The sequence below is a fragment of the Streptomyces sp. NBC_00019 genome (genome assembly GCF_045041015.1).
Taxonomy (GTDB): Bacteria; Actinomycetota; Actinomycetes; order Streptomycetales; family Streptomycetaceae; genus Streptomyces.
Window position 1 is genome coordinate 9,048,195 of record NZ_CP108302.1, and the last position, 12,930, is coordinate 9,061,124.

The following is a 12,930-nucleotide window of genomic DNA, read 5'->3' on the forward strand; positions in this document are numbered from 1 at the left end:
ACGTATGCCGGAACTCCCCGAGGTCGAAGCGCTCAAGGACTTCCTGACCGAGAACCTGGTCGGCCACGAGATCGTGCGGGTGCTGCCCGTGGCGATCAGCGTCCTGAAGACGTACGACCCTCCGCTCACCGCCGTGGAGGGCCACGAGGTCACCGCGGTGCACCGGCACGGCAAGTTCCTGGACCTCGTCACCGACGGCGGCCCGCACTTCGTGACCCACCTGGCCCGCGCCGGCTGGCTGCACTGGAAGGACCGGCTCCCCGACGGCCCGCCCCGGCCCGGCAAGGGCCCCCTCGCCCTGCGGGTGGCCCTGGAGACGGGCGCCGGCTTCGACCTGACCGAGGCGGGCACACAGAAGCGCCTCGCCGTGTACGTCGTCCAGGACCCCCAGGACGTCCCGGGCGTGGCCCGGCTCGGCCCCGACCCGCTCGCGGCCGACTTCGACGAGGAGCGGTTCGCGGACCTGCTGAAGGACGAACGCCGCCGGCTCAAGGGCGCCCTGCGCGACCAGAGCCTGATCGCCGGAGTCGGCAACGCCTACAGCGACGAGATCCTCCACGCGGCGAAGATGTCCCCCTTCAAACTGGCCGCCGCCCTCACCCCGGAGGAGACGGGACGTCTGTACGAGGCCTTGAGAGGCACCCTGACAGAGGCGGTCGAACGCTCCCGCGGTGTGGCGGCCGGGCGGCTGAAGGCCGAGAAGAAGAGCGGTCTGCGTGTCCACGGCCGCACCGGCGAGCCCTGTCCCGTGTGCGGCGACACCGTCCGCGAGGTCTCCTTCAGCGACTCCTCCCTGCAGTACTGCCCGACCTGCCAGACGGGCGGAAAGCCCTTGGCGGACCGCAGGATGTCGAGGCTGCTCAAGTAGCGCGTCAGCCGTGTTCGGTCTGGCGCCCGTACGGCACCGGCGTGCCCGTGAACGCGTCGAGGAGGACCCGTTCGCCGAGCCGGCGTTCCAGCTTCACGGTCACGTTGTCCATGAGCAGGTTGGAGGTGCACGGACCGTCGTCCGTTCCCACGATCGCCGCGGACAGCACCACGCTGCCGTCGGTCTCCAGGGCGCGCACCGCGGGCCCGTCGTCGCAGGCTCCGTGGCCCGCGAGGACAGTGACGGACCGGCCGTCCGCGCTGGTCTTGATGAACTGTTCCAGCGGCATCTGCGAGTCCGTGGGAGTCTCCCGGGCGGGTCCGATCGGGGACTTGGGAAGCTCCGAGGGTTCGATCGCGACGCGCTTGAGCGGGGTGTCGTACCCCTTCAGCGTGAACAGCCAGGCCGGGACGGTGGCCGGACCCCGGCTGGTGACCAGGGTCGTCTCTCCCAACTTCGCCTCGGTCACGGTCAGATGCGGTCCGTCGTCGCCGCCGCGGGCCACACTGTCGTACGCCTGCCGCGCGTCCATGAGGGGCAGGGTGAGCGAACCGCCGCTCCGCCACTCGACCTCGCCCTTCTCGGGCGAGGTGGTGGGCAGTTCACCGTCGAGGACGAAGTTCTGTGCCCCGTAGGCCAGCTTGTCGGCCTCGTTGCGGAAGGCGTTGTCGGGCAGCTGGACCACGTCCGCCATCGGGTAGTACCCCTTGCGCCACACCTCGGCCGCCCGTGAACCGTCCCAGGCGTCGGCCACCTTCTGGGCCCGGGATTTGGACTCGTCGCTCTGGGCGCGTGAGCCGTGTTCGCTGCCGCAGCCGGCGAGGAGCAGCGCGAACGGAACCAATAGACCGGCAGTTCGTGCGATGCGTGTACGCATGTGTTCCCCCAGGACCGAACGGTTGTCGCTCCTGAGACGCCGGGACCGTGCTCCGCGTTCGCTCTCAGCCGGAGTTGAGTGTCACCAGGTGCTCGCCGTCGGTGGAGCGGACCTCGTAACGGGCGATCTGGTCGGGGTGGTAGGACGAGGCGCCGTTCATGATCAGCTCACGGGCGTCGTGGCGCGGGACGTTCCAGGTGGTGACCGTCTCCTCGGTGCCGTCGTGGCCGACGATCACCAGGAGACAGGTGCGGGGGCCCGCCCCGTCCTTCACCTTCAGCTCCACCTGGGCGCCCGCGGTCTCGTCCGCGGCCGTGACCTGGGCCCACACCCCGGACCGTGCGTCGGTCGCCTCGATCTGCCGGGCCTTGTCCCCGTCGCCGGCGACGACCACGATCCCGGGTCCGGCCACCGCGAACGCGACGGTCGCCGCCACGGCGCACAGGAACCGCCTGCGTCCGGACCGATGGCGCGCCCCGACCTCGGAGAGCAGCCGGTCCAGCATCCGGGGGCCGGGCTTGGCCAGCGGACTCACGAACTGCGGGGTGGAGCGCCGGTACAGCATCAGCTGACGGGTTATGGGGCCGAATTCGGTGACGTGCGCCGCGCACCGAGGGCACTCCATGAGGTGATCCTCGAAGCGGAAGGCGTCCGCCTCGTCCAGCACGCCGAGCGCGTACGCGGCGACGTCGCGATGCCTCTCCTGGGACCTCATGCGGAATCCTCGTGCCGTTGGGTGTGGGTGGGGTTACTCCTTGCTCCCACCCGTACGCAGCGGACCGTCGAATCACTCAAGCCCCGCACAGAATCGCAACCATTGGATTCGGAGCGGCCAAACACGAGGATTGGTCCCGTTCGAAAAAAGTCCGGGACCGTCCCCTGCGACACCGTGCGCGGCCGGAACCCCGAGGCTGTGCATGGCTTAGAACAGGTGGATGGCGAGATGCCCGAGCGGCAGCCCGAGCTGCCAGGCCTTCGTCCACACCTGCGGGCCCTCGTCGTCGCCGATGCCCGAACCTCCACCGGGCACCGCGTTGAGGTCCGGGGCGAGGAGTTCGGTCTCCTCCAACCATTGCCAGGCCGCCTCGGCCAGGTCCAAGTCGGGTGCGGGAGCCCCGGATTCGATCGCCTCGGCCGCGAGCCCCGCCATCCGCTCGCGCACCCAGTCCTGCCACGGCTGGTCGTACGCCGTCAGTGACAGCCACGTCTCCAGCTGGGAGACGACCCGGATGCCGGACAGCTCGCCGTCGGTGTCGGACAGGAAGATGGTCAGCGCCAGGGCGTCGCGCCCGGCGCGGAACTCGAAGGACGTCGGCGGCATCAGATCGCCGGTCCGCAGCAGCTCGTCGGCGATGTACTCGGCGTACAACCAGGCCATGGGGACGGTGAGTTCACCGCCGCCGGCGCCGTCCGTGCTCTCTTGACCTCTGTGCAGCATCCCTTCCTGCCTTCCTCCGGTGCGTGCGCGTCGCCCGTTGCCGGGCCCCAGTGCGGAACACGGATGAAGACAGCCGATTACTCAACCATGGTCCTCAGCAAGGCGCTTTGCGAAGGCTTTGCCGCAACATGGGTTTCAGCGCAGGTCGGCCGCATATCCGGGAAGGACCCGGCGCAGGGCACGCAGCGCGTAGTACGCGCGGGACTTCACGGTACCGGGCGGAATCCCGAGCGTTGCCGCGGCCTCCGCCACACTCGCCCCCTGGAAATACACCAGCACCAGGACTTCACGGTGCTCCGGAGTGAGTGTCTTCACAGCCTCGCGCACATCGAGGGTCGCCGCCGCCCGCTCGGCGTGATCGGCACAGACCCGCGCGTTCTCCAGGATCGCGTCCCCGACCTCGGGTGGACGCGCCTGCCGGGCCCGCCGGGCGTCTATCGCCAGCCGCCGTCCCACGGTCAGCAGCCAGGGGCGTACGGAATCGAAGTCGTCGGCGCGCAGTGCCTCGGGATGCTGCCAGGCCCGTACGAGGGTCTCCTGGACGAGGTCCTCGGCGCGCTGCCGGTCTCCGTCGCACAGCCGGAGCAGTAGTGCGAAGAGAGGCCGGCCGTGCTCCCGCTGCAGTGCGGCGAGCTCGTGCTCGGCGGTCGTCCCGTTCGTGAGCGTGGTTCCGGCCGTCATGGCCGTATGGCATCGCAGCGTGCGGGTGAGGGACAGGGCATGTACCCGGATCTGCGGCGGACGGTCGATCGCGTCGACGAACGGTACGACGAACGGTTCCCTCCGCATCGCCCATAGGGCGAATGAACGTGCCCGGACAGTTTGCGGCGGTGCTCATCTTCGTACTTATTTGTGCGTAAATATGATCACAGTGGGGTGAGCTGATGATTGCACGCAGACGACAGGTGGCCCTGGCCCTCACGGCCCTCCTGGCCGCGGGCGCCGCCTGCCAGGCCCAGGACCACGAACCTCCCGAACGCCCCGGCCGTCCGGCCCCGTCCGCCGACGGGTCCCGCGGCTTCACACTCGTCGCCTCCGGCGACGTCCTCCCGCACAGCTCCATCATCGACCGCGCCCGCTTCGACGCGGGCGGTACCGGCTACGACTTCCGCCCGATGCTGTCCGGTGCCGAACCGGTGGTCTCCCGCGCCGATCTGGCGCTGTGCCACATGGAGACCGTCTACGGCGCCGACGGCGACTACACCGGATACCCCGCCTTCAAATCCCCGCCCGAAGTCGCCGAGGGCCTCGCCGCCACCGGCTACGACGGCTGCTCCACCGCCTCCAATCACAGCCTCGACGACGGCGCCCAGGGCATCAGCCGCACCCTCGACGCCCTCGACCGCCAGGGCGTACGGCACGCCGGCAGCGCACGCACCGAGGCCGAGGCCCGGACCGTCACGGTCCTGCGCGCGGGCGCCGCGAAGGTCGCCCACCTCGCGTACACCTATGACACCAACGGCTACCCCCTGCCGCAGGGGCAGCCCTGGGCCGTCAACCTCATCGACGAGAGCAAGATCCTCGCCGATGCCCGCGCCGCCCGGCAGGCCGGTGCCGACGTGGTCGTCGTGTCCGTGCACTGGGGCACCGAATGGCAGGACGCCCCCGACGACCGGCAGCTCACGCTGGCGCGCTCCCTCACCGCGGCCCGTACGGGCGGCCGCCCCGACATCGACCTGATCCTCGGCACCCATGCCCATGTCCCGCAGGCGTACGAGAAGGTGAACGGCACCTGGGTGGTCTACGGCATGGGTGACCAGGTCGCCGGCGAGATGTTCAACCACCAGGGCGCGCAGGATCCGCGCGGCAACCAGTCCACCATCGGCCGCTTCACCTTCGTCGCGCCGGTGAAGCCGGGCGGCCGCTGGGAGGTGAGGAAGGCAGAGTTCATCCCGCAGCTGTTCGACGTCGACGCCGGCCGGGTGGTGAACCTCAACGAGGTGATCGCGGCGGGCGCCGAGCTGACCGGCGTGCGCGACCGCATCCGGGAGGTGGTGCTGAGCCGGGGCGCGGCGCAGGACGGTCTGACGATGGGGCAGTAGTGAGGGGGGAGAAACCGGCGGTCAGTCCACGTCCACGTGGTCGAACGTCCGCAGCATCTCCTTCAGCACGCGCGCGCACGCCTTGAGCTCGGCCTCGGTCAGATCGCCGCCGACCTGCCGGTTCAGGGCGTGCTCGCGCGCGAGGATCGCGGTGATGACGGCCTCGCCGTCCCCCGTGATGCGAATGAGCGAGGACCGCTGGTGCGCGGGGTTGGGCGTGGCCTCCGCCCAGCCTCGGTCCATCGCCTCGTTGGCCATCCGCTGCACGAACTGCCGGGTCAGCGCCATGATCCGGCCCATCTGAGGCACCGTCATGGGTCCGTATCTGTGCAGCAGGACGAGCAGGGAACGCACCCCGACGGAGACCCCCTCGACCTCCTCGCCCTGTTCCAGCTTGCGCAGGCCGCGCCGGTAGAGCGCGCCGACCAGGTCGAACACCTCGCTGACGCGGTGGCCGAGCTCGTCGGGCGGGAGAGGTGAGTCGATGTCGTTCACGCCGCCATTGTGACACCTGGGTTGTCAAAGCCGCCAGAAGATGACACCTTGGTTGTCATGACAGTTGCTTCTGAACTGAGCTACTACACGTCCGCCGACGGCGACCTCGCCTATCGCGACCTGGGCACCGGGGACCTCGTGGTGCTGGTGCACTCGGGGTACGCCGACCACCGTGTCTTCGACGAGCAGATACCGGCGTTGGTCGCCGCCGGCTTCCGGGTCGTCGCACCTGACGTGCGCGGTCATGGCTTCTCCGCCAACGCGAGCAAGCCGTTCCGCTGGGCGGACGACCTCGGTGGTCTGCTGCGCCACCTCGACGCCGGGCCCGCGGTCCTGGTCGGTCTGTGCATGGGCTCGGCGGTGGTGACGGACACCGTGCTGGAGTACCCCGAGCTGGTCCGAGCGGTGGTCGTCTGCGGCGCCGGGACCAGCGCCTTCGAGTACGCCGATCCGTGGACGCTGGAGCGCGCGGGCGAGTCGGCCCGCATGCTGGCCGCGGGCGACCTCGACGGCTGGGTCGAGGCCTTCGGACGGAACGCGGCCGGACCGCACCGCACGGTCGACGACGTCGCCCCGGACGTCGTGCGACGGCTGCGGGAGATGGCGGCGCACACCATCTCCAAGCACACGGCCGGCGAGACGGACTGGCTCACGCCCTTGGCCGACCCCTGGTCACGGGTCCCGAAGATCGAGGTCCCGGTGCTCGCCGTGCACGGAACCCTCGACGCCTCCGACGCCATAGCCATGGCGGACCGGCTCGCGCACACCGTGCCCGACGGCCGCTCCGTGACCATCGAGGGCGCCGGGCACTACCCGCACATGGAGAAGCCCGAGCAGTTCAACGAGATCCTGCTCGACTTCCTCCGCACCCTCTGAACGGGTCTACGGGACCACGGTCACCGGCCACCGTCCGGCCTTCACCAGTCGCACCGCGACCGAGCCGACGATCCGGTGACCGGCCTGTTCGGAGGCGCCCACCACCACGGCGTCCGCCTTGAGTTCGTCCGCGGCCCGCACCAGGCCGCTGTAGGGGTCCCCACGGAACGTGTGGAACTCCCACCGCACATCGAATATCCCCTTGGTGCGCTCGGTCGCCTCCCGGATCTGGGCGACCAGATCCTCGGCGATCTCGTCGGTCGTCTCCGCGACCGGCGCCCCGAGCGCCGCGCCCGCCGTCATCACCGGCTGCACGTACACGACCGCGAGGAGAGCGTGCTGGCGGCGGGCCAGGCCGCCGGCGTATGCCGCCGCTCGGAAGGAGGAGTCGGAGCCGTCCACTCCGACCACGATGACCTTCGGCCCGTCCGTGCCCCGCTCGAACTGGTGCGAGTGCTGTTCCGTCACGGCTGGAGGCTATCGGAATCCCCAGGTCCCGCCGCCGAGCGGGGCCTCCCGACGGGCGATACGGCCCGGCTGTTCCTACAGTCGGAACATGAGTGCCACCGTCGAGGCCGTACCGGCGAAGGACACCACGGGCCCGACCCGACGGCCCGGCAGCGGCCTCCTCAGCAGGGTGCCGGAAGCCTTCGCGGCCTTCTTCGGCGCCCTCGGACTGCTGTGCCTGCTGCTCGCCTTCATCCCGCCGCTGCGCAGACTCCTCCGCCCCGTCGTCCGCCTCCTCGACGTGCTGATCGTCCCGGTCAGCGCCAACCTCGCCTACGCCGTCTTCCTGTTCCTGCTCGCCGGCGCCACCGCCGCCCGCAAGAAGGTCGCCTGGTGGCTGGTCGTCGTCTACCTGGGCCTGCTCGTCCTCGTCGACGCCCTGGGCGTGGTCGTCGGCCTGTACGCCGACTCCGTTCCGTCCCTCGTCGTGTGCGGACTCGCGCTGGCCCTGCTCGTCGTCGCCCGCCAGGAGTTCTACGGCGCCTCCCGCCGCGCCGCCGTCCGACGGGCGGTCCTGGTCCTGCTGGCCGGCCTCGTCCTGGGCATCCTGGCCGGATGGGGCCTGGTCGAGCTCTTCCCCGGCACCCTGCCGCGCGGCCAGCACCTGCTGTGGGCCGCCAACCGGGTCTGCGGCGGCCTGGTCTCCGGCCGCTCCTTCGACGGCGCACCGCCCCGCGCCCTGTTCTTCCTCCTCGGTCTGTTCGGCGCCCTCGCCCTCCTCAACGCCGCCGCCACCCTCTTCCGCTCCCAGCGCATGGAGGCCTCCCTCCACGGCGACGAGGAGGCCCGTATCAGGGCGCTGCTGAAGGCCTACGGCGAGAAGGACTCCCTCGGCTACTTCGCCACCCGGCGCGACAAGGCCGTCGTCTTCTCGCCCAGCGGCAAGGCCGCCGTCACCTACCGCGTCGAGGCCGGCGTCTGTCTCGCCAGCGGCGACCCCGTGGGCGACCGCGAGGCCTGGCCGCACGCCATCGCCGCCTGGCTCGACGCGGCCCGTCGGCACGCCTGGGCGCCCGCCGCGATGGGCGCCTCCGAGGACGGCGCCAAGGCCTACGCCCGCGCCGGACTCGGCGCACTCCAACTCGGCGACGAGGCGATCCTGAACGTGGCCGACTTCGACCTGGGCGGCCGCGACATGCGGGTCACCCGGCAGGCCGTGAACCGGGTCCGCCGCACCGGCGCCCACTGCCGCATCCGCCGCCACGCCGCCCTCACCGACGCGGAGATGGAGGAGGTCGTCGACAAGGCCGACGCCTGGCGCGACACCGAGACCGAACGCGGCTTCTCCATGGCCCTGGACCGCCTCGGCGACCCCGCCGACGGCGACTGTCTCCTCGTGGAAGCCCTCGGCGAGGACGGCAACCTGCTCGCCCTGCTGTCCTTCGTGCCCTGGGGCACCGACGGCGTCTCCCTGGACCTGATGCGCCGTGACCGCAGCGCACCCAACGGCGTCATGGAGTTCATGGTCGCCGAACTGTGCGCCGTGGCACCCAAGTCGGGCGTCCGCCGGATCTCCCTCAACTTCGCCGTCTTCCGCTCGGTCTTCGAGGAGGGCGCCCGCATCGGCGCCGGACCGGTGCTCCGGCTCTGGCGCCGACTGCTGCTGTTCTTCTCCAAGTGGTGGCAGCTGGAGGCCCTCTACCGCTCCAACGCCAAGTACCACCCCGAGTGGTACCCGCGCTTCATCTGCTACGGCGAGACCGGCGCCCTCGCCCGCATCGGCCTCGCCTCCGGGATCGCCGAGGGCTTCGTTTCCGTACCGTCACTGCGCAAACTCTGGGGAAAGGGGCACCCGAAGGCCCAGCCGCGGCCGGCCACCACCGAGGGCCTGCCGTCGCTGTCGGCGCTCGGCCTCGACGGAGGGGACGAGGCCGGGACAGCCGGCCCGGATGCGGGCCTGCCCGAACAGGCCCGCATCCGGCACCAGAAGCTGGACCGGCTGCGCGCCGAGGGCATCGACCCCTACCCCGTCGGCATCCCGGAGCGCACCCACACCCTCGCCGAGGTCCGCGAGGGCGAACAGGTCACCGTCGCGGGCCGGGTCATGCGGGTGCGGGATCTCGGCGGCATCGTCTTCGTCACCCTGCGGGACTGGTCCGGCGACCACCAACTCGCCCTGACCCGGGACCGCGGCGGCCTCGACGGCTTCCGCACCGACATCGACATCGGCGACCACATCACCGCGACGGGCACGGCCGGCGCCAGCGACAAGGGCGAACCCACCGTCTTCGTCACCTCCTGGCAGCTCACCGGCAAGTGCCTGCGCCCGCTCCCCGACAAACGCCGCGGCCTGACCGACCCCGAGGCCAAGGTCCGCATGCGCTATCTCGACCTCGTCTCCAGCCCGGCCGCCCGCGACGTCGTCCGCGCCCGCTCCACCGCCGTACAGGCCCTGCGCCAGGGCCTGTTGAGCCGCGGCTACCTCGAGGTCGAGACCCCGATGCTCCAGCAGATCCACGGCGGCGCCAACGCCCGCCCCTTCACCACCCACATCAACGCCTACGACCTCGACCTGTATCTGCGCATCGCCCCCGAGCTGTATCTGAAACGGCTGTGCGTCGGCGGCCTGGAGAAGGTCTTCGAGATGGGCCGCACCTTCCGCAACGAGGGCGTCTCCTACAAGCACAACCCCGAGTTCACGATGCTGGAGGCCTACCAGGCCTTCGCCGACTACGACGTCATGCTCGACCTCACCCGCGAACTCATCCAGGGCGCCGCCACCGCCGCCTTCGGCTCGCCGATCGCCCGCAAGGACGGAACCGAGTACGACATCTCCGGTGACTGGCCGGTCAAGACCGTCTACGGCGCCATCTCCGAGGCACTGGGGGAGGAGATCGACGCCGACACCGAGCTGCTGCGGCTGCACCGGCACTGCGACCGCGTGGGCGTGCCGTACACCGGCGACGACGGCCGCGGCGACGTCGTCCTGGAGATGTACGAGCGGCTCGTCGAGGAGAAGACCCAACTGCCTACCTTCTACAAGGACTTCCCGACCGACGTCTCCCCGCTCACCCGCCAGCACCGGGAGGACCCGAGGCTCGCCGAGCGCTGGGACCTCGTCGCCTTCGGCACCGAACTCGGCACCGCCTACTCCGAGCTCACCGACCCCGTGGAGCAACGCCGCCGCCTCACCGCCCAATCTCTGCTCGCCGCCGGGGGAGACCCCGAGGCGATGGAACTCGACGAGGACTTCCTCGACGCCCTCGAGTACGCGATGCCGCCCACCGGGGGCCTCGGCATCGGCGTCGACCGGCTCGTCATGTTCCTCACCGGCCTGACGATCCGGGAGACGCTGCCGTTCCCACTGGTGCGCCGCCGCTGACGGTCCGTCATAGGCCGGGCGGGTGCTTTCCTGCCGCCGCACCGGTGTAGTCCTGGTGCGTCGGCCATGGTTGGGGCGACTGATGAGTCATGACGAAGGATCAGTTCCTCACACGGCTGCTCTCGCGACGCCGGGCCCTGCTCGTCGGCGCCGCCGCCGTCGGCGCGGCCGGCACGGCCGGACTGTTCGCGGCCGGCACCGGCGACACCTCGAAGCGGCCCGTGCTCCCCGCCGCGGGCCCCCCGGCGCGCCGCCCGCTCAAGCCGTCCGCCTACCGCCTCCAGCCCCTGACCGGCTACGGCCCACCACGCACCGCCCCCCGCCGCACCCTGGTGCGCCACGAGCCCCTGCTACGGGTGTCCGGGCGCGGCCGCACCATGGTGCTGACCTTCGACGACGGGCCCGATCCCCGCTACACCCCCGACATCCTGGACACCCTGGCGGAGTACGACGTCCGCGCGATGTTCTTCGTGTGCGGCGAGATGGCGGTCGACAACAAGGACCTGCTGACCCGCATGTCCGACGAGGGTCATGTCGTCGGCAACCACACCTGGTCCCACCCCCTGCTCACCCGGTTGAGCCGGGGTCGCATCCGCTCCGAGATGGAACGCACCTGCGACGTCATCGAGGAGGCTTACGGCGAACGCCCTCAATGGTTCCGCGCGCCCTACGGTGCCTGGAACCGTGCCGCCTTCCAGCTCGGCGCGGAACTCGGCATGGATCCCCTCGCCTGGACCGTGGACACCCTCGACTGGACCGCCCCCGCGGCCCGCACCATCGTCGGCCGGGTCGAGAACGGCGCCGCCCCCGGTGTCGTGGTGCTCTCGCACGACGCCGGGGGCGACCGCTCCCAGAGTGTCCGGGCGCTGCGCGACTATCTGCCGCAACTCCTGGACTCCGGCTATCACATCACCGTCCCGAGACGGCATTACGCATAGCGCCGGATCGGCCCGCCCGGTCGGGGACGCTCAGCGGACCTCGACCAGGCGGGCGAACGTGACGACATTCCCCGCGTAACCGTTCTGCTTGGAGAAACCTCCGCCGCAGGTGATGACTCGCAATTCCGGTGTGCCCTTGGAGCCGTAGACGCGGTCGCCCGGGAAGTTGTTCTTCTCGAAGACCTCGATGCCGTAGATCTCGAACACGGCCGTCTTTCCGTCCTTGCGCTGCACCTCGACGCGATTTCCCTTCTTCAGGGCCCCGAGTCCGTAGAACACGGCGGGGCCCAGTTTGTTGTCGACATGGCCCACGAGGATGGCGGTGCCCTTCTCACCGGGAGAGACGGCGCCGGTGAACCAGCCGGCCAGGTTCGGGTCCTCCGGTGGGGGCGCGCCCACCCAGCCGTCGGCGTCCAGCCCGACGGGCATGACCGGCGCGTCGACCTGGATCGTCGGGATCCTGATGCGGTCGGGCTCGGAGAACGGCTGCGGTGTCGCCGATCCGGCGAAGGTGCCGGGAACACGGCTGTCCGCCGCAGCGGCGGTCGCCGGCTGCGGCGGACCCACATCGAACTCTCCCGAACCGTTCCGAATGAGAGCGAGGCCGGTCAGCAGAACAAGCGCTATCACGCCCCAAGGAGCGCGCTTCTTCCGCCGCTCCTCCTCCTCGGCCAGTTCGGCCAGCTCGGACGCAGACATTCGACTACCCCTCTCGACGCGACCGTCGCCCCGTCATTCGCGCATACGAGAACGCTAAGTACGGCGGACGTAACCGGCGACGCGACAGAAGCGAACGGGTGGCCCCCTCGCCATGGGTGCGCCATCCGAGTTGCCGACGGCAGGAATTTTCTGACGGTCCGTGACCTGCGGCAATATCCGATTGTGCGCTCATCGCTCGGCGTGTCCTCTCACCAGTACGGACCATCGCCGAAATGCGCCCGCGTGCACGGCATCTGAGGGTCGTTCTGGGAGGCGCTTTCTCGCCGATCCACCGGGGACCGTTCCCGGGGCGTCTTCCGCGGAGGATCACATGCGTACCACCCGTGCCCTGGCGGCCTCTGTCGCCGCGGTCGCCGCCCTCGGACTCGCCGCCCCCGCCGCCGTAGCGCGCGACGGGATGCCGGGCGGTTCGGGCAGCGCCGTCAGCCCGAGCAACATCGTCGCCCTGCCCAGCGTCATCGCCCGCGGTGGCCAGTTGACGATCACCGTCGACAACTGCGTCCACGGTGGCACCGCCACCTCGCCCGCGTTCACCGCTCCGGTGAGCCTGACCCCTGGCAACCCGGCCAGGGGCACCGCCACCGTCAGCTCGACCGCCAACCCGGGCCTGTACTCCATCACGGTCAACTGCACCAACGGCCGCAACCCCCTCACCAGGGACGACGCCTTCACCGTCATCGGCGGTGTCCGCGGCGGCCTCGGCGGCAGCAGCTCGAACGGGGCGACCCCGACCGACATGGCCATCGGCGGCGGACTCGTGGCCGCGGCCGCCGTCGGCGGTGGGGTGTTCTGGATGCGCCGCCGCTCGGAGAAGCGCATCTGATCTCCCCCTTCGGACACAGCTGCG

The 12,930-nt window shown here is 70.7% G+C and carries 13 protein-coding genes; 6 read left to right on the forward strand and 7 right to left on the reverse strand.

The window, feature by feature from the left end; translation table 11 throughout:
- Positions 1 to 4: 4 nt before the first annotated feature.
- Positions 5 to 868: an Fpg/Nei family DNA glycosylase gene (locus OHU89_RS41900; protein ID WP_405650383.1), complete on the forward strand. Its 864-nt coding sequence runs from the start codon at positions 5 to 7 to the stop codon at positions 866 to 868.
- A 4-nt stretch (positions 869 to 872) separates the two neighbouring features.
- On the opposite strand, the gene OHU89_RS41905 is transcribed toward OHU89_RS41900, so the two are convergent.
- From OHU89_RS41905 to OHU89_RS41920, 4 genes are all read right to left on the reverse strand, one after another.
- On the reverse strand, positions 873 to 1,745 hold the full coding sequence (locus OHU89_RS41905; protein ID WP_405650385.1) for a hypothetical protein: 873 nt from the start codon (positions 1,743 to 1,745) through the stop codon (positions 873 to 875).
- A 64-nt stretch (positions 1,746 to 1,809) separates the two neighbouring features.
- Positions 1,810 to 2,460: an anti-sigma factor family protein gene (locus OHU89_RS41910; protein ID WP_405650386.1), complete on the reverse strand. Its 651-nt coding sequence runs from the start codon at positions 2,458 to 2,460 to the stop codon at positions 1,810 to 1,812.
- 207 nt (positions 2,461 to 2,667) lie between these two features.
- Positions 2,668 to 3,183 (reverse strand): hypothetical protein, encoded by a 516-nt coding sequence (locus OHU89_RS41915; protein WP_266885145.1) that lies wholly within the window; start codon positions 3,181 to 3,183, stop codon positions 2,668 to 2,670.
- Between the two features lie 135 nt (positions 3,184 to 3,318).
- Positions 3,319 to 3,864 carry a sigma-70 family RNA polymerase sigma factor gene (locus OHU89_RS41920; protein ID WP_266899167.1) on the reverse strand — a complete coding sequence of 182 codons (546 nt, stop codon included), beginning with the start codon at positions 3,862 to 3,864 and terminating at the stop codon, positions 3,319 to 3,321.
- Positions 3,865 to 4,067: 203 nt separating this feature from the next.
- Between OHU89_RS41920 and OHU89_RS41925 the strand changes: the two genes are divergently transcribed.
- Positions 4,068 to 5,225, forward strand: coding sequence for a CapA family protein (locus OHU89_RS41925; RefSeq protein ID WP_405650387.1), 1,158 nt, complete (start codon positions 4,068 to 4,070; stop codon positions 5,223 to 5,225).
- 21 nt (positions 5,226 to 5,246) lie between these two features.
- Here OHU89_RS41925 and OHU89_RS41930 read toward each other — a convergent pair whose 3' ends face one another.
- Positions 5,247 to 5,720 (reverse strand): MarR family winged helix-turn-helix transcriptional regulator, encoded by a 474-nt coding sequence (locus tag OHU89_RS41930; RefSeq protein WP_405650389.1) that lies wholly within the window; start codon positions 5,718 to 5,720, stop codon positions 5,247 to 5,249.
- A gap of 57 nt (positions 5,721 to 5,777) precedes the next feature.
- On the opposite strand from OHU89_RS41930, the gene OHU89_RS41935 reads away from it, so the two are divergent.
- Positions 5,778 to 6,596: an alpha/beta fold hydrolase gene (locus OHU89_RS41935; protein ID WP_405650391.1), complete on the forward strand. Its 819-nt coding sequence runs from the start codon at positions 5,778 to 5,780 to the stop codon at positions 6,594 to 6,596.
- Positions 6,597 to 6,602: 6 nt separating this feature from the next.
- Here OHU89_RS41935 and OHU89_RS41940 read toward each other — a convergent pair whose 3' ends face one another.
- Entirely contained in the window at positions 6,603 to 7,064 is a 462-nt protein-coding gene (locus OHU89_RS41940; protein ID WP_266885137.1) for a universal stress protein, read from the reverse strand.
- A gap of 88 nt (positions 7,065 to 7,152) precedes the next feature.
- Between OHU89_RS41940 and lysX the strand changes: the two genes are divergently transcribed.
- Together lysX and OHU89_RS41950 are read left to right on the forward strand one after the other, a co-directional pair.
- On the forward strand, positions 7,153 to 10,425 hold the full coding sequence (gene lysX, locus OHU89_RS41945) for a bifunctional lysylphosphatidylglycerol synthetase/lysine--tRNA ligase LysX (protein ID WP_405650393.1): 3,273 nt from the start codon (positions 7,153 to 7,155) through the stop codon (positions 10,423 to 10,425).
- 89 nt (positions 10,426 to 10,514) lie between these two features.
- Positions 10,515 to 11,363, forward strand: a complete 849-nt coding sequence (locus OHU89_RS41950; protein ID WP_405650395.1) for a polysaccharide deacetylase family protein — start codon at positions 10,515 to 10,517, stop codon at positions 11,361 to 11,363.
- 30 nt (positions 11,364 to 11,393) lie between these two features.
- Here OHU89_RS41950 and OHU89_RS41955 read toward each other — a convergent pair whose 3' ends face one another.
- Positions 11,394 to 12,062 (reverse strand): class F sortase, encoded by a 669-nt coding sequence (locus OHU89_RS41955; RefSeq protein ID WP_405650397.1) that lies wholly within the window; start codon positions 12,060 to 12,062, stop codon positions 11,394 to 11,396.
- A 331-nt stretch (positions 12,063 to 12,393) separates the two neighbouring features.
- Between OHU89_RS41955 and OHU89_RS41960 the strand changes: the two genes are divergently transcribed.
- On the forward strand, positions 12,394 to 12,906 hold the full coding sequence (locus OHU89_RS41960; protein ID WP_405650398.1) for a hypothetical protein: 513 nt from the start codon (positions 12,394 to 12,396) through the stop codon (positions 12,904 to 12,906).
- Positions 12,907 to 12,930: the final 24 nt, after the last annotated feature.